Genomic DNA, 23,637 nt, shown 5'->3' with positions numbered 1-23,637 from the left:
TTGCTTAGCCACACAATAGCAGCAGTTGTCAGGCACGTCCAGCAGTGAACAGCAAAAAGGCGTACAAAAATACGCCTTTTTCCGTCATTTTCAGATATTGCTATCTAAAAACTCTTTTAACTGGGTTTTAGATAGTGCGCCAACCTTAGTCGCCGCAACCTGGCCATTTTTGAACAACAGTAAGGTTGGAATACCACGAATACCAAATTTTGGCGGGGTATTCGGATTCTGGTCAATATTCACTTTGGCGATGCTGACTTTACCGCTGTATTCCGCAGCAACGTCTTCCAGAATAGGTGCGATCATTTTACAAGGGCCACACCATTCTGCCCAGAAGTCGACCAGTACCGGTACTTCAGCTTTTAAAACATCAGCTTCAAAACTGTCGTCAGAAACCTGTAAAATTTGTTCGCTCATCTATTTCTCCGTTCAGGCTGTGCAGTTACACTGCAAAAATGTGTTATCAATTTAAACGTGGCTGTTTCTTATTGCAAGCGTAACAGTTATGCTAGGCAGGTATGAATAAAACTCACTTAACCTCACATAAATTCGCCGATTTCGCATTGGCGCCACAAGTTCTTGACGCTTTATCGGCGCAAGGTTACAGCTATTGTACGCCAATTCAGGCCCAGTGTTTACCCCTGGCGCTGGCGGGCAAAGATATAGCGGGTCAGGCCCAGACCGGTACCGGCAAAACCCTGGCTTTTTTAACGGCAACTTTCCATTACCTGCTTAACCATGAACCTAAAGGATCAGGGCAACCACGCGCTATCATTATGGCTCCTACGCGGGAACTGGCGGTGCAGATCCATAACGATGCCGTAATGCTGGCCCAGAAAACCAACATGCGGCTTGGCTTAATATATGGTGGCGAGGGCTACGATTCTCAACGGCAATTGCTGGAACAAGGCGTAGATATTTTAATTGGCACCACCGGCCGTTTAATTGATTATTTAAAACAAGGGCTTTACAGCCTTGACCAAATTCAGGTTGTGGTACTGGATGAAGCCGACCGGATGTTCGATTTAGGCTTTATTAAAGATATCCGCTTTATGTTTAACCGGATGCCACCCGCTACTGAGCGCTTAAGTTTATTATTTTCTGCCACCTTGTCTTATAAGGTGCAGGAGCTGGCATTCGAAAAAATGAACGAGCCGGTCCATATTCATGTGGCACCGGATGAAATGACCGGCAGCCAGATTAGCGAAGAGCTGTTTTACCCGGCGCATGAGCACAAAATGAAGTTGTTGCTGACGCTGATGGAAGAAGACTGGCCGGACAAAGCGATTGTGTTTGCCAATACCAAGCACGCTTGTGAAGATGTTTATGCCTGGCTGGAGGCCGACGGCCATCGGGTAGGCATGCTGACAGGCGATGTTATTCAGAAAAAACGACTGAAGATTCTCGACGACTTTACCACCGGCAAACTGGATATTCTGGTGGCAACCGATGTGGCTGCCCGTGGCTTGCACATCCCGAAAGTAAGCCATGTTTTTAACTATGATCTGCCAGACGATTGTGAAGACTATGTGCACCGGATTGGCCGTACCGGTCGCGCCGGCGAAAGTGGTAAAGCCATCAGCTTTGCCTGCGAACGTTATGCCCTGAATTTAACCGCTATTGAAGACTACATTAGGCATCCAATCGCGTTAACCCAGTATGATGCTAATGCGTTGCTGGACGATTTAACCGTACCTAAACCCCGGGTTCGGCGCCGTCCTGGTCAGGCTCGCAGTGGTCCGGCTCGTGGCAACAGTGGACGCAGCAGTAATGGCCCAAGAAACCCACGCAGCCGCCCCCGCTAGCACACCGCCGCAGGTTCCGGCTGCCCTGCTGAGTGATACCTCACCGCATAGCGACATCTATGCGGTTATTGACCTTGGCTCCAACAGTTTCCATATGCTGATGGTGAAAGTGGTGGGTGGCTCTGTCCAGGTTATTGGCAGGGTAAAGCGTAAAGTCAGGCTGGCAGCAGGTCTGAATAACAATTTAGTACTCAGCCGCAAGGCGATGAAACGCGGCTGGGAATGTCTGGCATTGTTTGCCGAGCGGCTGCAGGACATTCCGGCGGCAAATATCCGGATAGTTGGCACTGCCACCTTGCGTCTGGCGCAAAATGTTAAAACCTTCCTCAGAGAAGCTGAAATTATCCTGGGCCAGAAGGTCCAGGTGATCAGTGGCGCCGATGAGGCCCGGATTATTTATCTGGGCGTGGCCCATACCTCAAATTGTGACTCCAACCGGTTGGTGATTGATATCGGCGGCGCCAGTACCGAAGTGGTGGTGGGCCGTGGCTTTACCCCTGAACTGCTGGCCAGCCTTAATATGGGCTGTGTGACTTTTCTGGAACGTTACTTTGGTGATGGTGAGCTTAGTGAGGACAACTTCAGCCAGGCGATTAGCGCCGCCGAACAGCAGATTGATGCTATCTGTACCGATTTTCTTGAAAAAGGCTGGCAAATTGCGGTAGGTGCCTCAGGCACAGTACAGGCAGTACAGGAAATTCTGGTGGCACAGGGTAAAGATGAAGTCATTACTCTGGGTAAGCTCGAAGACATTATGCAACAGGCGATGGCCTGTGGCCCGGTCAGTCAGCTGAATATTATTGGCCTGGCGCAGGAACGCAAACAGGTTTTTGCCTCGGGTCTGGCCATTCTGGTTGCGCTGTTTCGTAAACTAAAAATTCACGGTATGACCTTGTCTGGTGGCGCCCTGCGTGAAGGGGTGTTGTACAGCATGTTGCCCCAGTTACAGCATAGCGATGTGCGCAACCGGACCGTGGCCAGCCTGATGGTGCGTTATTTTATTGATCAGCGCCATGCTGAGCGGGTAGCTGATATGGCGGTTGAACTGGCCGGCCAGCTACAGCATCGCTGGGATCTGGATAAATTTGAAGGTCACAGCATGTTACGCTGCGGCGCGCTGTTACATGAGCTTGGCTTACTGATTGAATATAAAAACCACCACCATCACGGCGCTTATATTATCAACCATTCTGATCTGCCGGGTTTTACCCGGGCCCAGCAACAGCTGGTGATGGCGCTGGTGCATAATCACCGGGCCGATATCAGCCGCGACGTTATCGCCCGCCAGACTATGACATCGGTATTGTTAACGGTGCGCTTAACCCGCATTTTGCGCCTGGCCGTTATTCTGTCGATGCGCCGGCGCCATGAAGTGTTGCCCGAGGTGAAAATTACCACTAAGGCTGAAACGCTTAATCTGCAGATGCCCGCCAACTGGCTGGAACAACACCCGTTGATGCGCGCCGAGCTGGAGCAGGAAGTGCAGTATCAGCAGCAGGCCGGTTGGCAGTTGCTGATTAAGTAGCAACTGCCGCGAGCTATTATCAGTAAATATTACCGGGACTCTTTGTAATTATTGCGGATTAATCGATGACACCGCACATAATACGTGGGCCACTGTCGCCAGCCGGATTGCTGCTGTAGTCATCACGCCGCTTATGCACCACCAGCGAGCGGTTTTTCAGATCATCCAGCGTTAAGCCTTTAATCGTCACTGCCTGCTGCGCCCCTGAGCTGTCCACTTCAATCATTGGTAAATCGCCTTTGTGACCGTCGCCTTGAGGCCCGGTATGGGTACCGGCATTGGTCGGGTCATAATGGCCCCCGGCAGCGGCGGCGGCTACTGGTTTGCCGTCTTTCAGTTCCGGCTCACAGCTTGGATTCTGGTGGATATGAAAACCATGCATACCCGCATTTAATCCCATCAGATTTGGCGTGAAAACGAGGCCGTCGCTGGTTTGTCTGACAGTGATAGTACCTGATCCGGCAGCCACCTCATCTGGTGTAACCCGGTTCATATAAACAATCAGCGTGCTGGTTTCGGTCTCTGCATCTGCGGGCGAGCGTGGCTGGCCGGCTACCGGCGTGGCGTCACTGGCTGGCATGGTATCTGGCAGCGGATCAGCGTCTGGACGGTTGTCCGGGCTACAGCCTGCTAACAACGCTGTCGCGATAACTGATAGTGAAAAAACCCGTAATTTCATCATGTTCTCCTTTTGATTATTAGCTGGCAATAGTAACTGCTTTACCGTTATCCATTTGTTAAGTTGCAATTTTAAGGCCAAACGGTGAGTGCCAGTTGTTATAGCAAGCTGGCACGAGCTTTGCTATTTCCTTGGTAGCGTGACAGACACAGGAAATATTTATGCCGTACGATAAGCGCAGTGAGTTACCGGACTCAGTACGAGATAATTTACCCAAGCATGCCCAGGAGATTTATCAGGAAGCATTTAATAACGCCTGGGATAAATACAAAGACCCTGACGATCGGCAGGGTGATGACAGCCGCGAAGACGTTGCGCATAAGGTAGCCTGGGCGGCGGTAAAACAGCAGTACCATAAGAATGATGCTGGTAACTGGGTCGCCAGCTAATCTATAGTCAGCGAGTGAACCAATGCCTTTTCTGAACGTTGGCGATGGCCATCAACTGCACTACCAGATCCAGGGAGATATCCGCAGCGCTACTCCGCTGCTGTTTTTGCATGGCGGGCCGGGTGCTGGTGTTCGTCCAGCGGATAAAGAACTGTTTGCCGGGCTGCGCCGGCCAGTGATTTTCTTCGATCAGCGGGGTTGTGGTCTTAGCAAATTCAGCAAGCGGCTGCAGGCGAATACCACGACGCAGCTAATTGACGACATAGAGCAGTTACGTGCTGCACTGACAATCGAGCAAGTCATGCTGGTGGGCGGAAGTTGGGGCAGCACACTCAGTTTGCTCTATGCTATTCATTATCCACAGCGGGTGTTGCGGTTAATTCTGTGGGGGGTGTTTTTATGCCGGCAGCAGGAACTGAAATGGTTTTATCAGCAGGGCGCAAACCAGTTGTATCCAGATGAGTATCAGCAGTTTATCGATACTATCGGCCAGCCTGACCAGCCGGTGCAGGCTTATTATAAGCTGCTGACCAGTGGTAACAGCGACGAGCAGCAAGCAGCAGCGATGAGCTGGGCCAGATGGGAAGCCGTCAATTCATTTTTAACGCCAGGCCGGCAGAAAATTGCTGAATTTTGTGATCCGGCGACCAGCTTGCCTATGGCACAGCTGGCCAGTTACTACTTCGTCAACAACGGTTTTATGGAAGACGATTTTATTCTGCGTCATTGTGCTGCACTACAGGACATCGCCATCGATATTGTCCATGGCCGCTACGACACGATTTGTCCCTGTGTTTCAGCCTGGCAGCTGGCCAACGCAGTAAGCCAGGCCCGGTTGACAATTACACCCCATGCTGCGCATGACGCCAGCGAGCCTGAAAATTTTGCAGCCTTGCGAGCCCTGCTGCAAAGAATAGAGCCTGAGGAGTGATTATTTTGAAGCCGGTAACCACTGACAGTAAAACGGCAAGCCCCGAGCAGAGAAGCAGCAGTACAAAAAAGGCGTTGCTGGGCATGGCGGGCAGTGTGATATTTGTTGGCGTGGTGTTGGCACTGCTGGTGTATTTTGGGGTGCATACCGAAGTATTAAAATTGCTGGAATGGTTTAAACAGCAGGGTGCCTGGGCGCCGTTATTGTTTATGCTGATTATGGCTGCGGTCGTGGTACTGCTGTTACCCGGTGCCTTATTTACCATCGGCGCCGGCTTTGTATTTGGTGTGGTGCAAGGTTCAGTGTATGTGGTACTGGGCACCACGCTGGGGGCGACAATCGCCTTTTTGCTGGCGCGTTATACCTTTGGCCAGCGTGCCAGACAATTTATTATGGCCAGGGCAAAGTTACAGCTGGTTAATGAAGAACTGAGTAAAAATGACTGGAAAATAGTATTACTAACCCGGTTGATCCCGTTTTTTCCAAGTAAGATATCTAACTATTTCTTTGGTTTAACCCAATTCTCATTGCCCGGCTATATTGCCGGTTCACTGCTTGGATTTATTCCTTTTACCGTGCATAACGTCTATCTGGGCTCGCTGGTTGCCAATATCACTGCCATAGAGTTTGGTCAGCAACAGCGCTCTGGCTGGGAGTGGGCCCTGTACCTTGGCGGTTTTATGGCGGCGGTGGTAGTTGTTGTTTATCTGAACCGGTTGGCCAACCGGGCGCTGGCCAAATATACCGAGCAAGATAATGACGAGCAAAACAATGACGAGCAAGACAATGAAAAGGAGCCTTTGGCATGACGTGGTTTAAGTGGTTGCCCTGGCGGTACGTGGTGCGTTATGTCGCCCACAAGCATGGTTTTATCGATCCGGTGGCCTTGCTGGCTAAGCTGCATAATTTTGCCCAACCCTCTGAAGTGGGTGAGCCGATTGAGCTGCTGCGCGCCGGGGTGGTGTTTCACGCGCGCGGTTTAATTAACAGCCGGGTTATTCAGCATAATCTGGACTGGGTTTGGCCATACTGGATTGAACGTCAGTTTGACCCAAATGATAACTCTTTTATTCCGCGGGCATTTTCAATTACCCATATCAATCTGACTCATCGAAACTGGACCGCCATTGGTTACCCGGATTGCCCTGAGCTGCCGATTGTTGACCCCAGGGGCCTGCTAACGCCATTTTTAGACAGCTGGTCGCTGGATGGCTGGATTATGCCGGAGCAGGGAGACTGTCTGCTGCCGTCAAGAGCAGATGACAGCGAACAGAAATTGAGCGTCGGCGGCGATGTCAGCATCACTACCACGACCCGTCATCAGGGGATGACCCTGAAAAATACAGCCTGGGTGGAGCTGGAAGACGGGGTGCCAATGCTGAAGATGCGCCTGCAAGCAAAGGCAGATAAGCCCGGTTATCTGGTATTGGCATTGCGGCCGCAAAACCCGGAAGGGGTCAGCTTCATTCATAAAGTAGCGCTGAATCAGCAACATGATCAGTGGCTGGTTGATGACACTAAACGGGTTAAGTTCAGCCGGCCGGCTGACAGGTATCATGTCTCAGCCTACAAACAAGGTGATGTGTATATTCATCTTGCTGATGCCGAGCAGCAAGCTGAAGGGATATGTGACGTCGGCATGGTCACGGCGGCAGCATTATTTAAACTGCCGGAAAATGACTGGCATGAAGTGGAAATATCTGTACCGCTGACTTCTGCTGCCGAGCCGCAGTTACCAGCCGATGCCTGGCCGGCAGAGCAGCAAAAATGCTGCAAGTTGCAATGCCCGGATCCGCATTATCAGTTTTTATATGATGCGGCGATAAATTCGCTGATCCTGCATTCGCCAGAGGATGTCTACCCCGGCCCGTACACCTATAAGCGGTTCTGGTTCAGAGATGCGGCCTTTATTATTCATGCATTACTTTGTGCCGGCCTGACCGACCGCGCAGCCCGCGCTCTGCAGCAGTTCCCGGCGAGACAAACCCTGCTGGGCTATTTTCGCTCACAGGAAGGAGAGTGGGACGCTAACGGTGAAGTACTCTGGATTTTGCAACGGTATGCTGAATTAACCAATCGTGAGCTGTCCACAGACTGGCATAGTCCTTTAAAAAAAGGCGCGCGCTGGATAATCAATAAAAGGCTGTCAGATAAACTCGACGCCCCGCACGCCGGATTATTGCCGGCAGGCTTCAGTGCCGAGCATCTGGGCCCGAACGATTATTATTACTGGGATGATTTCTGGGGCGTTGCAGGTTTGCAAGCTGCAGCCAGCTTATTTAAAGAGGTCGACCCGAAGCTGCAACAGGAATTTACTGAGGCAGCTGCGGATTTCAGTACAGCAATAGATAACAGTCTGCAGCACTGTGCCCGCCGGCTGAAGCGGCCAGGTATGCCTGCTTCACCTTACCGGCGGCTGGATGCCGGGGCTATTGGCTCTCTGGCTATTGGTTATCCGGTGCAACTGTGCCGTCCCGACGACCCGCGGCTGTTAGATACCGTCGAATTTTTACTGAAACGTTGTTTTGTTCAGGATGCGTTCTATCAGGACATGATTCACTCAGGACTGAATGCTTATTTAACCCTGCATGTTGCCCAGATTTTATTACGGAATAATGATCCCCGCTATCTGGTGCTGATGGATGCAGTAGCCGGGCTGGCTTCGCCAACCGGTCAGTGGCCGGAAGCGATTCATCCTGGTACCAAGGGCGGCTGCATGGGGGATGGTCATCATGTCTGGGCAGCGGCTGAATGGCTATTGATGATCAGAAACTGTTTTGTCCGCGAGGAAGAAGATCATCTGGTGCTGGCGGCTGGGGTGCCCGAGCGCTGGCTAAGCAGCGACAATCCGGTCCGGTTCGGACCGGCGCCGACTCGTTTTGGCAGTATTAGTCTGACAATCCGCCAACAGCAGCCTGCAGACGTTGTGCTGGAATGGCAGGCAGACTGGCATCAGGCAGAGGGGCCGCAACTGGAGATCTGTCTACCTGGCTATCAGACCACTAAAGTAGCAGCGGCAGCAGGTAGCGTCAGCTTAGTAAAACGGAGCAGCAGATGAATATCGTCATCTTTACCAACACTTATACTCCGCATGTCGGCGGGGTGGCGCGCTCAGTCGAGGCCTTTGTTACGGAATACCGCAAACTGGGTCATCGGGTATTGGTCGTCGCGCCGGAGTTTGCCAATATGCCGGAACACGAAACTGATGTGGTACGGATTGCTGCCATTCAGAATTTCAATGCCTCTGACTTTTCAGTTGCTTTGCCATTTCATCAAAGGCTCAGTCAGATCCTTGATGAATTTAAACCCGATATTATTCACTCCCAGCATCCGTTTCTGCTGGGAATGAGCGCACTGCGTACGGCGCGTTATCGTCAATTGCCACTGGTGTTTACCCATCACACCTTGTACGAGCAGTATACCCATTATGTGCCCGGTGACTCGCTGACCATGCAGCGTTTTGCTATCGCGCTGGCTACCCGCTATGCCAACTTATGTGATCAGGTTATTGCGCCGAGCCAGAGCATTGCCGACCTGTTGTACGACCGGGGCGTCATCAGCCCGGTCACCGTGATCCCAACAGGGGTATATCTGGAAAAGTTTGCTACGGGTGAGGGGGCTAAAGTAAGACGCCAGTATGGCATCCCGGCAGACGCTGTGGTTATTGGCCATCTTGGCCGCTTAGCGCCGGAAAAAAATCTTGAAGTGCTGGCCCGGGCAGTGGCTGATACGATTTGCGCTCGTCCGACGGCACATTTTCTGGTAGTGGGGGCTGGGCCGTCTGAACAGACAATTCGCGATATCTTCGCTGCTGCAGGCATTGCCGACCGGTTACATATGGCCGGTGTCCTGCAGCAGCAATCATTGGCTGATGCCCTGCACGCGATGGATATATTTGCTTTTGCCTCGGCCAGTGAAACCCAGGGTATGGTAATAACAGAAGCCATGGCTGCAGGCTTGCCGGTAGTGGCTTTTGACGCACCTGGCGTGCGTGAGGTTGTTGAAAGTGAGAAAAATGGTCTGTTACTGAGCGAAAAGTCTGCTTCAGCGCTGAGCACTGCGTTGGGTCAGCTGCTTGATCAGCCAGATAAGCTGAATGCACTTGGCAAAGGTGCGTTGGCTACGGCAGAGGATTTTGCCATGTCACGTTCTGCTGCCAGAGCCTTAATATGTTTTCGCTCAGTGCTGGATAGTATGGCTGTTAGGCCGAAAGCTGAGCGGGATTGGGAAGATGTACTGGCATGGATAAAGGCCGAGTGGGATATTTTAAGTAGCGTTGCCGTAGCCGGCACCACCGCTGTCGGTAGCGGCTTATTTACTGACAGTAAATTAGCTGCCGATAAAAAGTAGCCTCAGTTCAGCACGGCTGCATGTCATTAATTTAGCGGTTTACATTCTTATTAGTTAACACTGTGCGGAGAGCCTTATGATCAGTCGGGTCGAAGTATGGTTTCGTTGGCTAAGGCGCAGCCTTAGCCGGAGCCACTGGTTTACAAAACTGTTGCGTTTGCCGGTGTCCAAAGGCTCTGGTGTTCGCTCCGGCCTGATTATGATTCAGATTGATGGTTTGTCGCAGCCGCAGTTACAACAGGCACTGAAACGCGGGAAAATGCCGTTCTTACAGCGCTTACTGCAGCGGGAACACTATAAATTACAGGCGCATTACAGTGGCTTACCGGCCACCACGCCGGCGGTACAAGCTGAGTTATTTTATGGCATAAAAACGGCGGTACCGGCATTTTCATTTCGCGACCACCAAACCGGCGAAATTGTCCGGATGTTGCAACCTGATACTGCCGCAAAAGTGGAGCAGCATCTGCAGCAGCAAAGTCAGGCCGCTTTGCTAAAGGACGGCAGTGCTTATTCCAATATCTATACCGGTGGTGCGGCTGAATCCCATTTTTGTGCTGCAACCATGGGCTGGGGGGCGGCATTGCGTGCTGCCAACCCTTTGGTATTGCTTGGACTTTTTCTCAGTAATGCATACAGTGCGCTGCGGATCATCGCTTTGTTTTTTTTGGAACTGGGGCTGGCCATAGCCGATTTCTGCCGTGGCCTGATTAAAGGCCAGGATTTTCTAAGCGAACTGAAATTTATTCCGGCGCGGGTTGCGGTGTCAATTGTGTTGCGGGAGCTGTGTGTCATAGGCGGCAAAATGGATATCTCCCGCGGCCTGCCGGTGGTGCATATCAATTTACTTGGATACGACGAACAGTCACACCGTCGCGGGCCTTCATCCCTGTTTGCCCACTGGACCTTAAAAGGGATTGATGACAGCATTGCCCGGTTATGGCGTGCGGCACATCGCTCGCAATGGCGCAGTTATCAGCTGTGGCTTTACTCTGATCACGGTCAGGCTAAAGTGACACCTTATCACGTGCTACAAGGTTATCCATTGCAACAGGCTGTAGATGCCAGCTTTGAAAAGCTGACGTCATTGCCAGCTGCCATGCGGCGTAAAGTCACCGGCAGTGTTCAGACCCAGCGGGCACGCTTGTTGGGTGGTAATAAAGTGCAACGGATGTTTTCGGTCAATATTGGCGATGAACAGACTACAGCGGACAATGAGATTAAGGTAGCGGCGCAGGGACCGGTCGGTCATATCTATGCCAGTGCGCCATTATCTGAGGCCGACAGCGCTATACTGGCAACTGAACTGGCGGGCTACCATAAAGTACCGCTGGTGCTGGTAGTAGCAGGCCCCGATCGGGTGCGGGCCACCACCGCAGATGGCACCTTTTACCTGCCGGAAGATAAAGCCGCGATATTCGGAGACGATCATCCTTTTCTGGACGGTGTCGCCGAGGACATATTGCGCCTGTGTCAGCATCCGGATGCCGGCGATCTGGTGATTATGGGCTGGCGCAAAGGCGTAAAGGCGCAGTCGTTTGCTGATGAAAACGGTGCTCATGCCGGCGCAACCCCGGCAGAAACCCATGGCTTCGCAATGTTGCCGGAAGATGTAACGCTACCCGATACGCCTTATGGCTACATCAGGCCATCCGATATTTATCATGCTGCGCTGCAGCAGCTTGGCAGGAGCTCCTCTAAACCGGCTGGCCGTGCAGGCAGCAGCCAGGGCTCCTGTGACAGTTTGCGGGTAATGACTTACAACGTTCATAGTTGTATCGGCCTGGATGGCAAAATGGATATCGAGCGGATTGCCAGAGTGATTGCCCAGGCTAAGCCCGATGTGGTGGTACTGCAGGAGCTGGATGTTGGTCGCAATCGTACACAGGGTCTGGATCAGGCTCAACTGATTGCCAGGCAGCTGGAAATGGAGTTTCATTTTCATCCGGCAATGCATCTGGAAGAAGAACAATATGGCGACGCCATTTTAACTCATTTGCCATTGCAGCTGGTCAAAGCCGGTGGCTTACCCGGCCTGGCAGACAAGCCAAAGCTGGAGCCACGCGGTGCTATCTGGGCAACAATTGAGCTGCATGGCCAGCAGATAAATATCATTAACACCCATTTGGGGCTGCAACCGCGGGAGCGGCTGGCGCAAATTGATGCCCTGCTGGGCGAAGATTGGCTTGGCCATCCTGATTGCAGCGGACCGGTCATTTTCTGTGGTGATTTAAATGCGCAACCAGGTTCAGAAGTTTGTCGCCGGCTGGGGCAGAAACTGACCGATGCGCAGACACTACTGGAAGGTCATCGTCCGCGGGGCACCTTCCCCAGTCGCTTTGCGGCGATCAGAATTGATCATATTTATGTCAATGAGGCAGTGGAAGTAACCGCTGTAGATATTCCCGGATCAGTGCAGGCAAAAATGGCGTCGGACCATCTGCCATTGCTGATTGCGCTGGCTATTCCAAAGCCGCAGACTACAGCTGAAAAGCAGGCTTAAAATTAAGCCTGCTGTAACCAGATGGCCACTTTTTTGGCGAAGTAGGTCAGAATGCCATCGGCTCCTGCGCGTTTAAATGACAGCAAGGACTCCATAACCACAGGTTGCTCGGCCAGCCAGCCATTCTGAATAGCGGCCATATGCATGGCATATTCGCCGCTGACCTGATAGGCAAAGGTTGGCACGCCAAACTCATCTTTAACCCGCCGTACGATATCCAGATAAGGCATACCGGGTTTCACCATAATCATATCGGCGCCTTCTTCCAGATCCATCGCCACTTCGTGCAGGGCTTCATTACTGTTAGCCGGATCCATCTGATAATTCTTTTTATTGCCACCTTTTAAGTTGCCGGCTGAGCCTACGGCATCGCGGAAGGGGCCGTAGTAGCTGGACGCATATTTAGCCGAGTAGGCCAGAATGCGGGTGTTTACAAAACCGGCTTCCTCCAGCGCCTCGCGAATAGCTCCAATCCGGCCATCCATCATATCGGATGGTGCTACAATATCGGCGCCGGCTTCGGCATGTGACAATGCCTGCTTAACCAGGGCTGCGGTGGTAACGTCATTCTGCACATAGCCCTGTTCATCAATAATGCCGTCCTGACCATGGGTGGTAAAAGGGTCAAGCGCCACATCGGTAATAACGCCCAATTCAGGAGCGTGTTGTTTCAACAATCGCACAGCACGCTGCGCCAGGCCATCCGGATTCCAGGCTTCGTCTGCCTCAAGCGATTTGCAATTCTGAGGGGTGACCGGAAATAACGCAATGGCTGGAATACCGAGCGCCACCAGCTCCCTGGCTTCGGTGACCAGTAGATCAAGACTCAATCTTTCAATGCCTGGCATTGAACCAATGCTTTCGCGTTGGTTTTTTCCTTCAATGATAAACATCGGGTAGATTAAATCGTTCACCGTAAGTTGATGCTCGGCCATTAACCGCCGGCTGAAGTCATGTTCTCGCAGGCGACGTGGCCGGCTGGCCGGGAAATAACGGTTAGCTTTCATGGGCAGATTCCTGAGTGATAGGGGTAACAATAGCGCTGGCGCTCGCTGTGCGGTTGCGGCCCTGATGTTTAGCCTGATACAGCGCACTGTCAGCCGCCGCAATATAGTCGTTGCTACTGGTGCTGGCATCTGCGACCGCGGCGTAACAGCCGGCGCTTAAGGTCACCGCTAAACTCAGTTGGCCAATCTGAATTGGCGTGCTGCTGATTTTCTGCCGCACATGTTCCGCCAGCTCAATGCAGCCCGCCAGTTCAGTACCGGGTAGTAACAGGGCAAATTCTTCACCACCATAACGAAAAGCGGCATCACTGCTGCGCTTTAAACTGGCAGCAAGGATGCCGGCTATTTGTTGAATTGCCGCATCACCTGCCAGGTGGCCATGGGTATCATTAATTTTCTTAAAGTGGTCGATATCAATAAACACCAGGCCAAGCGTGGTTTTTTCCCGCCGGCTGCGTTTCAGCTCATTGGTTAAGCGTTTATCAAAGCAAGCGCGGTTAAAAATGCCGCTTAATGTATCCAGCATATTTTGTTGTTCCAGCAGCCGGTTTTTTTCAGCCAGCTCGTCCAGGGCTATTTGCAGCTCCAGATTATAGCTTTGTATTCTGGCGTCAACCTGCTCGTTATGCTGGTGTTGCCAGCGGCGCCAGCGCCATGCCATGACTGCGCCAGCAACAACAGCGCCCGCTAAGGCTGCTGCCAGCAGCCACAGAATGTTGCTCATGCTGCTTCTCCGTTTAAACCAAACAGACGATGGGCGTTAGCATGACATGCCGTCGCCAGTTGCTGGCTATCGAGCTGCTTTAGCCGGCAAATTTCGGCAGCAATGGCCGGCAGCAAAGCCGGCTCATTATATTTAGGACGTGGCTTTATGGTTCTGGGCAGTAAATAGGGCGCATCGGTTTCAAGCAGAATGCGGTCAAGCGGCAGATACTGAATAGCCTGTTGCAGGCTCTGACCGCGGCGTTCATCACACACCCAGCCGGTGATACCAATATACAGGCCCAAATCAAGGTAGGCTTTCAGCTGGTCGCTATCCCCGGTAAAACAATGGGCGACACCATGGTTTATCTGCTGCTCTTGTAGCATGGCCAGCTGAGTGGCAAAGGCATCGCGCTCGTGCAGATATACCGGTTTGTGCAGTTGCTTTGCCAGTTGCAGCTGACTGGCAAAGATATGCTGCTGCACTGGCCTCGGAGAAAAGTCACGGTTGAAATCAAGACCACATTCGCCCACTGCCACTACGGCCGGTAAGCTCAGTAACTGGCGAAGCTCAGCCAGCCAGTCTGCTGCGACCTTGTCAGCCTGATGCGGATGAACGCCGGCTGTGGTGTAGCACGCCGGATGGCTACTGCAAAACTGCTGATTTAGCTGGCTTTCAGCAAGATCAGAGCCTATAAGCAGCATATTACTAACACCGGCCTGTTGTGCCTGCTGCCAGATCTGCTGCTCTTTTCCGGCAAACTGCAGACTGAACAGGTTTACCCCGCAGTCAAACCAGTCTGACTTGGCCGTTTGCATATCACTCTACCCGGCGAACCTTTATGGTCCGGTTATTATCATCGTTGCCGAGGGTAAAGGAATTAAAGATGCCCCGTTTAATATAGTGCCGCTCGCCAACGTTAATATCATAGTAACTGCTGTCGTTCTGGCGCCAGACCTGGCCATTTTCAAATTCGACTATAAGCTCTTTGCGTGGGCTATAGCTGACTTTAGCAACTGTCATATACATTTCATCAGCATTTTTATCTGCTGGCTTTTTGTGCTCTAAACCAAAGTCACTGGTGGTTGGTGCAGCTTTGGCGGTTGCCGGGTTATTGCTGACAGGGGCGGGGCGAACCGGCGCCTGACTATGGGCTTGTACGGCATCGCTGCTGGCTGTGGAAGCTGTTGCCGTCAGCTCAATTTCGTCGTAACACACCAGTCGCTTTAAGGCATTTTGCTGCTGCCGGCATTCGGCAAGAGCCTCTGCCAGGGTACTTGCCTGCAGTGGCAGGCTTAGCAGGCTGCCGCTGGAGACAAGCAGGGTAGTTAGCAGGCAAAGCGATTTTTTCATTGTTGTTTTTCCTCTGCGTTCTGTTCCGGATCAGGCGCTGGCTGATAAAAGCGGCTTAGCCATAAGCCTGCTTCAAATAACAACCACATTGGCACTGCCAGCAAGGTTTGTGATAGCACATCAGGCGGGGTAAGCAGCATGCCCAGCACAAAAGCGCCTACCACAATATAAGGACGTTTACTGGCCAGAGTGGCCGGGGTCACTGTACCTGTCCATACCAATAATAAAATTGCTACAGGAATTTCAAAAGATAAGCCAAAGGCAAAAAACAGTTTCAGCACAAAGTCGAGGTAACTACTGATATCGGTGGCAACAGTCACCCCCACCGGGGCGACACTGGTGAAGAATGCGAACACCAGGGGGAATACCACAAAATAAGCGAAGGCAATACCGCCGTAAAATAACAGGGTGCTGCTAATCACCAGTGGTGCAACTAAGCGCTTTTCTTTGCCGTACAATGCAGGAGCGATAAATTGCCAGACCTGCAACAAAATAAAAGGAATAGCCAGACAGATAGCGACAATAAAGGTCAGTTTAAAAGGGGCAAAGAACGGGGCAGCGACGTCGGTCGCGATCATACTGCTACCCTCAGGCAGCACAGCAATCAGTGGCGCAGCCAGTAACTGGTAGATATCAGCAGCAAAATAGGCCAGACAGGCAAAAACCACAATTACCGCGATGACGCATTTTAACAGCCGGTTGCGTAACTCAAGTAAATGGCCAAGCAGACTATCGGCTTCTGGTTTAGTTTTCATGTTTATTTTCAACAGACTTAGTGTCAGCATCAGTTTTAACGGTTGTCGGATCTTTTACCGCTGATTCAGTCAACGGTGCGGCCGGCGGGTTTACTGATTTTGCTGCCGCCCGCAGTTCATCTAACGCCGCTTGCTCATCCGGGGTCAGGTTGAGCAGGTTCTTACTTTCGGCATCTTTTAATTTCTGATGTAATTCATGCACCCGCAGGTTTTCGCTAAGCTCTGCCTGCATCTGGCTGCCAAATTGTTTGATACTACGCACGGTTTTAACGGTGCTGCGGATAGCGCCGGGCAACCGCTCCGGCCCCAGCACCAACAGGGCAATAACCCCGATAACCAGCAGCTCCCAGAAACCCATCTTAGTGTTTTTCTTTATCTGTATGTTTGGCTTTGTCTGCCGGAATATCGCTTTGGTCGCGCTTTTGCTCCGCCAGCTGCTCGGGCTTGTCTTCTTCTGCCGGTTCATCTTTTACCGAGCTGCGAAAGCCCTTAATAGCCGAGCCCAGATCAGTGCCAATGCCGCGTAATTTTTTGGTACCAAATAACAAGACAATAATTGCCAGAACAATAAGCAACTGCCATATACTAATGCCGCCAAAACCCATAATCACACCCTCTGTAATCTATGCCAAAATTGCTACGCCAGTTTGCAACAAGTTTATGACAATAGTGCTTTTACACCGAAAAAGATAGCCCCGCCCAACAAGGCCGCTGCCAGCCACAATGGCCCGACGCTGAGGGCTATAGTACCACTTATCAGGGTACCGGCGGCAAGCGCGGCTGCAATAATTTGCCGGCTTGATTTGTGCTGCTGCAACTGCAGGATCTGCAATTGTTGCAGCAACAACGCCTGCTGTTTAGGACTCTGTTCCAGATAGCGATGCAGCAGGGTCGGCATTTGTGGCAGTTTTTCTGCCCAGAACGGCGCATTGTCTTTCACCTGACGCCATAAAGCCGGTAGACCCACCTGTTGTTTTACCCAACTTTCCAGAAAAGGCTTGGCGGTTTTCCATAAATCCAGCTGCGGATACAGCTGGCGACCGAGCCCTTCAACATACAACAAGGTTTTTTGCAGCAGCACCAGTTGTGGCTGCACCTGCATATTAAAACGCCGGGCGGTACTGAATAAATTCAGCAGCACATGGCCAAAGGAAATTTCTGCCAGCGGCTTCTGGAAAATAGGCTCGCACACGGTGCGAATCGCACTTTCAAACTCTTCAACATTGGTGTCGATGGGTACCCAGCCAGAATCCAGATGCAGTTGGGCCACTTTCCGGTAATCGCGATTAAAGAATGCGACAAAATTTTCAGCAAGGTAACGCTTATCTTCGCTGTTCAGCGTGCCGACAATACCGCAATCGATACCAATATACTTTGGATTGTCAGGGTGGTCGCGTGAGACAAAAATATTGCCCGGATGCATATCAGCATGAAAAAAACTGTCACGGAATACCTGGGTAAAAAACACTTCGACGCCCCGCTTGGCCAGTAATTCCATATCGGTATGCTGGGCATTCAGCGCGGCAATGTCAGAGACCGGTATGCCGTATATCCGTTCCATCACCATGACATTCGGCCGGCTGAAATCACTGTACACATAAGGAATATACAACGACTCGGACCCTTCAAAATTGCGCCGCAACTGAATAGCATTAGCCGCTTCGCGTTGCAGGTCAAGCTCGTCGAGAATAGTTTTGCGGTATTCCGACACCACTTCACGCGGCCGCAGTCGTTTGCCATCCGGCAGATAGCGGGCTGCAATTGCAGCCAGACCATCCATTAAATCCAGATCAGCAATAATCTGTTTGCGGATGTCCGGCCGGATCACTTTAATAACCACATCAGCATCAGTGCCATCAGGCTGGCGCAGCACTGCCGCATGAACCTGGGCAATAGAAGCAGAGGCGAGAGGGGTAACACTGAAACTACTGAACAGCTGGCTGATATCCGTCAGCTCCAGTGCCTGTTCAATCAATTGCTGGGCTTTTTCACCCGGGAAAGGATCAACCTTATCCTGCAGTCTGGCCAACTCATCCGCTATTTCTGCCGGTAGCAGGTCACGGCGGGTCGATAACATCTGACCAAACTTAATCCATACCGGCCCCAGGCTCTGCAACGCCAGACGCAATCTTTTACCTACCGGGTAATCGGGATAACGGTTGCGCAGCCAGAAGGCACTGTTGCGCATAGCCCGGGCATACCAGGGCTGCCAGGCAGCAGGGATAAGTTCATCCAGACCGTATTCAAGCAGGGTTTTCTGAATGTGGTAAAAACGGCTGAATCGCACCTGTTACTCCTTAAGATCAGACAGGCTGGCTGTCAGCCGGGCAACTCTGGCACTGAGTTCACTAACCTCCTGGCTGAATTGTTGCAACTCGAGGCTGCCCGGGGTCAGTAATAATTCGTCCTGCGCCAGCATCGTGACACTCTGGCCAACCAATTGACTTTTCAGCTGTAAATAGCTTTGCAACTGTTTGATACTGAGCGCTATTTTGTGGGCCATCGCATCGCCAACGTAACCAGACAGGGCCTCCTGCCAATCCGGGTCCAGACTTTGCAGAAAATAGCTATATTGCTGGGCAACCTGAATATCGCCTTCGATCTGCAGTGCATCGGCTTTTATTAAACGGGTGAGCTGGCTGGCATCCCGCAATTGCCGCAGGCTGGCTAAATCGGTGCTGATGGCACAATCAACCGTCTCATTATGCTGGTTAAATAACAAGCGGTCTGCGCCGGCGGTGAGCACCAGCCGCAGTTTTAACTCGCGCAAGGTAAAAGCCAACTGCTTACCCTGCAATTTTTTTAAGCGCTCAGTTGCACCGCTATCCATGCTGATTAAACTCTGGCTCAGGCGTTCGGCACTGGCGCACAGCAGTTGCGGTAACAGCGCAGCTAACATCAGAATTTAAAACCGCGGTGCAGAGCGACAATTCCACCGGTCAGATTGTGGTAGCTGACTTCGGCAAAACCGGCGTCAGTCATCATGGCCTTCAGGGTTTCCTGATCCGGATGCATCCGGATAGATTCAGCCAGATACTGATAGCTTGCTTTATCATTGGCAATTAACTGCCCCATCACAGGCAACAGCTTAAACGAATACATATCGTACACTTTGCTCAGCCACTGTTGTTCGGGCTTGGAAAACTCCAGTACCAGCAGACGGCCGCCCGGTTTTAATACCCGGAACATCGATTTTAATGCCGCGGCTTTATCGGTAACATTTCTCAGGCCAAAACCAATGCTAATAATATCAAAACTGTTGTCAGCAAAAGGCAGGGCTTCGGCGTTGGCCTGAACAAACTCAATATTATTAATCAGGCCAAGATCGCGCAGTTTATCCCGGCCGACATTCAACATTGATTCGTTAATATCGGCTAACACCACTTTGCCGGTCGGGCCAACCCGGCGTGAAAACAAGGCTGCAATGTCGCCGGTACCGCCGGCCAGGTCCAGTACCTGCTGGCCTGGTCTGACCCCACTGCAATCCAGGGTGAAACGCTTCCATAAGCGATGAATACCGAGCGACATAACGTCATTCATAATGTCGTACTTAGCGGCAACTGAATGAAATACGTTGGCGACCAGCGAGACTTTTTCAGCTGCAGCAACGGTTTTGTATCCGAAATCGGTAGTGTCTTGTTTAGGTTCAGTCATCAGGTTGCCTGTTTCAGCACTAAAAAGAAGGGATAGTGTAAAAGAATTGGTCTCACTAGCCAACTGCTGGTTATATACGGCGCAGAGGCCGGCAGGTTCAGCCCGGTTGCAACATTAATTCGTCAGCAACCTGATTACGGCCACGTTCTTTTGCCAGTTTTAATACTTGTGAGCTGCGGGCAAGAAACTGATACCAGCTTTCCTTCGCCTGAAACAGTGATACGCCGAGCGAAATAGTCACTTTTGGCAGGCTTTTTTTATCGCGGGATGAAACAAAGCGGAGCTTTTCGACGCCTTTACGAACCTGCTCAGCAATTTCGTTGGCGGTACGCAGATCAATATCCGGCAGCAACAATAAAAACTGTTCGCCACCAGAGCGGACCGGCATGCCGCTGGCCTGCACATAGCTGCCAACTTTACGCGCCACTTTACTCAGAATCACATCACCTATGGTCTGGCCGTAGTCCTGATTAAAACGGCTGAAATGATCAATGTCGACTACAATGGCAGCAATCCGCCGATCCGGTTGTTCGGTTAACCAGAGGTCAACCTGATTTTGCATCGCAATCCGGTTGTACAAACCGGTTAATGGATCCTGCATCCGCTGCAGTTTCAGCTGCTCCAGTTCATGACGTAACTGATGACTTTGCTTGTTAGCCATCGCCAGCTGGTTATGCAGCTGTTGCTGTTGCTGCTGATAAGATTGCGCCTGTGACTTAATAACAACGGCGATATCTGCCAGCTTAGCCGGTGCTGCCGCTAGACTGTCTAATTGTTGGTCCAGTTGCTGAATAAACTGACCGGTCGCCTCAGCAGCCAAATCAGTATAACCGGATAAACGACCAACTATGCCGGTGACTTCCTGTAGCAACTGTTCCTGCTGGGCATTTTCGTCTGCCAGCCAGCGTTGGTACAATTCGGCCATGATAAAATCATCTAACGCCGTTTTGCTGGCAAGTTTTTGTTCAATCGCCTGACACAGGTCTGCGTTATTACCACTGATATAGTCGTATACCACCGCATAATTAATCGGGTGGATAGCAAGTTGGTTATGCTGCAGGAAAGCTTTTACTAAGCCCGCTTTTTCCAGCGCTTGTTGCAGCGAATCCTGATACTTCATAAGACGATGTTTAGCTCCGGAGCCAATCACTTTATTATTATTTTCAGGTCCCATAGTAACCGAATCCAGCTCGCTGGCAACCTGCTAGCTAAACAAAATCGCTTAGTCGCCGAAAATAGCGGCAAACAGATTGAAAAAAGTCGGTTCAGCTGCTGGTTTTGTCAGTTTAAGCGGCTTTCTTCGCTGGTAAATCGGGTTACAATCGTTGCCACATCAAGTGGAAGGAACATCGATATGCGAAATATGCTTACCCTTACTGTGTTACTGGCATTATTGGCCGGTTGCGCTGTGGTGCCGTCGCAACGTGATGCTGATCAGCAGTTTAGTCAGCTGGCAGAGCAAATCTGGCAGGCGGAGACGAGATTAACGGCGAGCGAGCCAGACCGGCTACCTGATATGTCGCCTGCTGCATTGAGTGCCAGACAACAACAACGAACTGACTGGCAGCAGCAATTGGTAAAGGTAGACACTTCCCAATTATCAGAGCAAAACCAGATAAACCACGCCATCTTGCAGTACCGGCTGGCAAACCAGATTGATGAGTATCGCTTTAATGCTCATCTGACACCACTAACCTCGGAATCGGGTTTTCATACCTCAGTGGCGATGATGCTGCAGCGCAGCGGCTTACGTCAGAGTGTTGATTACGAAAACTACCTGAAGAAGCTGGCAACCGTGCCTTTGTATATGCAGCAACAGACTGACTGGATGCGTCAGGGCCTGCTGACCGGGATTACCCAGCCGAAAGTGGTACTGACAGGCTTTGAGAAAAGTATCAGTTCGTATATCACTGAAGATATGAGCACCAGCGTGTTCTACCGGCCCTTTCTGGTTAAACCGGACACAATAACTGATGAGAAGTGGCAACAGCTGCAGGCCAGTGCCCAACAGATCATTGTCAACGAGGTTAATCCTGCTTATCAGGCGTTTTATGATTTTATGGTGCAGGATTATATCCCTGGCGCCCGCACTAGTATTGCCGCCAGCGCCCTGCCAGAGGGCGCTGCATTTTACCAGAACAGGCTGGAGCACTATACTACGTTGCAGTTAAGCCCCCGTCAGGTGCATGACACTGGGTTAGCAGAAGTAAAACGTATCCGTGCTGAAATGCAGGCCATTATTGACCAACTGGAATTCAGCGGAAGTTTTGCCGACTTTATTCAGTTTTTACGGACCGATCCGCAGTTTTATCCAAAGTCCGAGCAGGAATTACTGCGTTATGCGGCCTGGCTATCCAAACAGGCTGATGCCGAATTACCACGTTTATTTAAAACCTTACCGCGCACGCCTTATGGCGTGGTGCCGGTACCGGCGGAAATAGCACCTAAATATACCACGGGACGTTATGCCGGTGCATCACGGGATGACCAGGCTGGTTACTACTGGGTTAATACTTACGCTCTGAATCGTCGTCCTTTATATGAAATGCCGGCGCTTACCCTGCACGAAGCGGTACCCGGCCATCATTTGCAAATTTCGCTGGCCCGCGAGCAGGCCAGCCTGCCGGATTATCGCCGCAGTTTTTATACCTCGGCTTTTGGTGAAGGCTGGGGTTTATATGCCGAGTATCTGGGGTTGGAGATGGGCTTTTATGACGACCCTTATACCGACTTTGGCCGCCTGACGTATGAAATGTGGCGAGCCGCCCGGCTGGTGGTCGACACCGGTATGCACAGTATGGGCTGGAGCCGGCAACAGGCGATTGATTTTCTGGCAGAAAACACCGCGTTATCGATGCACAATGTCACCACGGAAATTGACCGTTATATCAGCTGGCCCGCGCAGGCTTTATCGTACAAATTAGGTGAGCTGACAATCAGACGGCTGCGCACTGAGGCTGAGCAGCAGCTGGGTAGCAAATTTAATATCCGCCAGTTTCATGATGTGGTACTGAGTAACGGCAGTGTGCCACTTGCGGTACTTGAGAGGCAGGTTGCTGCTTATATTGCGGCTGAACTGGCTGAATAAATTTCAGGGTTAATTACCATAAAAAAGCCGGCTGCTGCCGGCTATTTACTGTTTATCACTGTTGCATCTTAACGGCGGAATGTCATTCAGCTGCCAGTGATTTACTGATAATGTTATGACATCAATGCCGAACTACCACTCTGGGCTCAGTATCAATCTGACCATCGTGGTCTATCGCTGCCATTTTATTACCAGCAAACAATACTGCTACTTTGTGGTTGTCTTGTTGGCGGACAAACCGCAACTCATAGCCGAATCGCTGCAACTCTGCGACAGAAAATTTCTGCGCTAAATTAAGTTCATCCCAGAAATAATGCATATCCTTATCCGTCTGGCGCCGCTCTTGTATCATACCTGGCTCCAACTACGTGGACTTATGTTTCGGGGTTCAGTCAGGCCGGTCAGGATAGCGCTAAAATGGTTTGCCATTGTGCGCAGGTAACAGGCATAACAGAAAGTCTGTTGCCTTTGCGTACCAGCGGCAACTCTATCAGAGTAGCTAAATTTTTAAGTTTGTCCAGTCGGATCAGTTGCGGCAACTTGCTGACATAGACTAAATCTACCGCGAACCAGCGAGGATTCTCAGCTGTCGACCTGGGATCATAATAAATACTGCTGCTGTCAAACTGACTGGGATCGGGGTAGGCAGCTCTGGCCACTCTGGCGATACCGGCAATACCGATATCTTTGCAACTGGAGTGATAGATAAAAACTTCATCGCTAACGGCAACATCATCCCGCAGATAGTTTCTGGCCTGATAATTCCGGACGCCTTCCCATACAATCGGCGTATCAGGTGCAGTGGCAAAATCGTCAATACTGCATTCATCCGGTTCTGTTTTAAATAACCAGTAGTTCATCTTTGCCAGGTACCTTGCTTTGCGGCAGAATAGAG

General features: G+C 51.3%; 24 protein-coding genes. 9 read left to right on the top strand and 15 right to left on the bottom strand.

The annotated features are described in order from the left end of the window. Window positions 1-90 precede the first annotated feature (90 nt). Window positions 91-417, bottom strand: a complete 327-nt coding sequence (gene trxA, locus R3187_RS16765) for a thioredoxin TrxA (protein WP_097112835.1) — start codon at window positions 415-417, stop codon at window positions 91-93. A gap of 101 nt (window positions 418-518) precedes the next feature. Between trxA and rhlB the strand changes: the two genes are divergently transcribed. Then, window positions 519-1,805: an ATP-dependent RNA helicase RhlB gene (gene rhlB / locus R3187_RS16760; protein ID WP_318968210.1), complete on the top strand. Its 1,287-nt coding sequence runs from the start codon at window positions 519-521 to the stop codon at window positions 1,803-1,805. After that, complete coding sequence (gene gppA / locus R3187_RS16755) at window positions 1,771-3,330, top strand: guanosine-5'-triphosphate,3'-diphosphate diphosphatase (RefSeq protein WP_318968209.1); 1,560 nt, start codon at window positions 1,771-1,773, stop codon at window positions 3,328-3,330. The genes rhlB and gppA overlap by 35 nt, the downstream gene beginning before the upstream one ends. Before the next feature lie 58 nt (window positions 3,331-3,388). Here the strand turns inward: gppA and R3187_RS16750 are convergent, their stop codons facing one another. Further along, window positions 3,389-4,009 carry a superoxide dismutase family protein gene (locus R3187_RS16750; protein ID WP_318968208.1) on the bottom strand — a complete coding sequence of 207 codons (621 nt, stop codon included), beginning with the start codon at window positions 4,007-4,009 and terminating at the stop codon, window positions 3,389-3,391. A gap of 161 nt (window positions 4,010-4,170) precedes the next feature. On the opposite strand from R3187_RS16750, the gene R3187_RS16745 reads away from it, so the two are divergent. From R3187_RS16745 to R3187_RS16720, 6 genes are all read left to right on the top strand, one after another. Beyond that, window positions 4,171-4,398: a ChaB family protein gene (locus R3187_RS16745; protein ID WP_318968207.1), complete on the top strand. Its 228-nt coding sequence runs from the start codon at window positions 4,171-4,173 to the stop codon at window positions 4,396-4,398. A gap of 22 nt (window positions 4,399-4,420) precedes the next feature. Continuing rightward, on the top strand, window positions 4,421-5,329 hold the full coding sequence (gene pip, locus R3187_RS16740; RefSeq protein ID WP_318968206.1) for a prolyl aminopeptidase: 909 nt from the start codon (window positions 4,421-4,423) through the stop codon (window positions 5,327-5,329). Window positions 5,330-5,334: 5 nt separating this feature from the next. After that, the gene (locus R3187_RS16735; RefSeq protein ID WP_318968205.1) at window positions 5,335-6,138 is read left to right on the top strand and encodes a TVP38/TMEM64 family protein; all 804 of its coding nucleotides are present in this window, start codon (window positions 5,335-5,337) and stop codon (window positions 6,136-6,138) included. Continuing rightward, the gene (locus R3187_RS16730; protein WP_318968204.1) at window positions 6,135-8,387 is read left to right on the top strand and encodes a hypothetical protein; all 2,253 of its coding nucleotides are present in this window, start codon (window positions 6,135-6,137) and stop codon (window positions 8,385-8,387) included. Before R3187_RS16735 ends, R3187_RS16730 begins: the two co-directional genes overlap by 4 nt. Beyond that, entirely contained in the window at window positions 8,384-9,679 is a 1,296-nt protein-coding gene (locus R3187_RS16725) for a glycosyltransferase (protein ID WP_318968203.1), read from the top strand. Before R3187_RS16730 ends, R3187_RS16725 begins: the two co-directional genes overlap by 4 nt. Window positions 9,680-9,755: 76 nt before the next feature. Then, window positions 9,756-12,182: an endonuclease/exonuclease/phosphatase family protein gene (locus R3187_RS16720; RefSeq protein WP_318968202.1), complete on the top strand. Its 2,427-nt coding sequence runs from the start codon at window positions 9,756-9,758 to the stop codon at window positions 12,180-12,182. A gap of 2 nt (window positions 12,183-12,184) precedes the next feature. On the opposite strand, the gene hemB is transcribed toward R3187_RS16720, so the two are convergent. From hemB to R3187_RS16665, 11 genes are all read right to left on the bottom strand, one after another. Next, window positions 12,185-13,189, bottom strand: coding sequence for a porphobilinogen synthase (gene hemB, locus R3187_RS16715; RefSeq protein WP_318968201.1), 1,005 nt, complete (start codon window positions 13,187-13,189; stop codon window positions 12,185-12,187). After that, on the bottom strand, window positions 13,179-13,913 hold the full coding sequence (locus tag R3187_RS16710) for a GGDEF domain-containing protein (RefSeq protein WP_318968200.1): 735 nt from the start codon (window positions 13,911-13,913) through the stop codon (window positions 13,179-13,181). Before R3187_RS16710 ends, hemB begins: the two co-directional genes overlap by 11 nt. Next, on the bottom strand, window positions 13,910-14,710 hold the full coding sequence (locus R3187_RS16705; protein ID WP_318968199.1) for a TatD family hydrolase: 801 nt from the start codon (window positions 14,708-14,710) through the stop codon (window positions 13,910-13,912). The genes R3187_RS16710 and R3187_RS16705 overlap by 4 nt, the downstream gene beginning before the upstream one ends. Window position 14,711: 1 nt before the next feature. Then, window positions 14,712-15,245, bottom strand: a complete 534-nt coding sequence (locus R3187_RS16700; RefSeq protein ID WP_318968198.1) for a hypothetical protein — start codon at window positions 15,243-15,245, stop codon at window positions 14,712-14,714. Then, window positions 15,242-16,000, bottom strand: coding sequence for a twin-arginine translocase subunit TatC (gene tatC / locus R3187_RS16695; RefSeq protein WP_318968197.1), 759 nt, complete (start codon window positions 15,998-16,000; stop codon window positions 15,242-15,244). Before tatC ends, R3187_RS16700 begins: the two co-directional genes overlap by 4 nt. Next, the gene (gene tatB, locus R3187_RS16690) at window positions 15,990-16,358 is read right to left on the bottom strand and encodes a Sec-independent protein translocase protein TatB (protein WP_318968196.1); all 369 of its coding nucleotides are present in this window, start codon (window positions 16,356-16,358) and stop codon (window positions 15,990-15,992) included. The genes tatC and tatB overlap by 11 nt, the downstream gene beginning before the upstream one ends. Before the next feature lies 1 nt (window position 16,359). After that, a complete protein-coding gene (gene tatA / locus R3187_RS16685; protein ID WP_318968195.1) occupies window positions 16,360-16,605 on the bottom strand; it encodes a twin-arginine translocase TatA/TatE family subunit in 246 nt (81 codons plus the stop codon). Window positions 16,606-16,658: 53 nt separating this feature from the next. Beyond that, entirely contained in the window at window positions 16,659-18,287 is a 1,629-nt protein-coding gene (gene ubiB / locus R3187_RS16680) for a ubiquinone biosynthesis regulatory protein kinase UbiB (protein ID WP_318968194.1), read from the bottom strand. 3 nt (window positions 18,288-18,290) lie between these two features. Continuing rightward, window positions 18,291-18,899: an SCP2 domain-containing protein gene (locus R3187_RS16675; RefSeq protein ID WP_318968193.1), complete on the bottom strand. Its 609-nt coding sequence runs from the start codon at window positions 18,897-18,899 to the stop codon at window positions 18,291-18,293. After that, window positions 18,899-19,654, bottom strand: coding sequence for a bifunctional demethylmenaquinone methyltransferase/2-methoxy-6-polyprenyl-1,4-benzoquinol methylase UbiE (ubiE, locus tag R3187_RS16670; RefSeq protein WP_318968192.1), 756 nt, complete (start codon window positions 19,652-19,654; stop codon window positions 18,899-18,901). The genes R3187_RS16675 and ubiE overlap by 1 nt, the downstream gene beginning before the upstream one ends. 97 nt (window positions 19,655-19,751) lie before the next feature. Then, window positions 19,752-20,828 carry a GGDEF domain-containing protein gene (locus R3187_RS16665; protein WP_318968191.1) on the bottom strand — a complete coding sequence of 359 codons (1,077 nt, stop codon included), beginning with the start codon at window positions 20,826-20,828 and terminating at the stop codon, window positions 19,752-19,754. Window positions 20,829-21,008: 180 nt separating this feature from the next. Here R3187_RS16665 and R3187_RS16660 point away from each other — a divergent pair, with 180 nt between their 5' ends. Then, entirely contained in the window at window positions 21,009-22,742 is a 1,734-nt protein-coding gene (locus tag R3187_RS16660; protein ID WP_318968190.1) for a DUF885 domain-containing protein, read from the top strand. 121 nt (window positions 22,743-22,863) lie between these two features. On the opposite strand, the gene R3187_RS16655 is transcribed toward R3187_RS16660, so the two are convergent. Beyond that, the gene (locus R3187_RS16655) at window positions 22,864-23,094 is read right to left on the bottom strand and encodes a hypothetical protein (protein ID WP_318968189.1); all 231 of its coding nucleotides are present in this window, start codon (window positions 23,092-23,094) and stop codon (window positions 22,864-22,866) included. 49 nt (window positions 23,095-23,143) lie between these two features. Further along, window positions 23,144-23,602: an EVE domain-containing protein gene (locus R3187_RS16650; RefSeq protein WP_318968188.1), complete on the bottom strand. Its 459-nt coding sequence runs from the start codon at window positions 23,600-23,602 to the stop codon at window positions 23,144-23,146. Between the last annotated feature and the right edge of the window lie 35 nt (window positions 23,603-23,637).

Source organism: Arsukibacterium sp., assembly GCF_033721375.1.
Classification (GTDB): domain Bacteria; phylum Pseudomonadota; class Gammaproteobacteria; order Enterobacterales; family Alteromonadaceae; genus Alishewanella.
The sequence above is the reverse complement of the archived record's forward strand: the minus strand, read 5'-3'. Positions and strand labels throughout refer to the sequence as shown.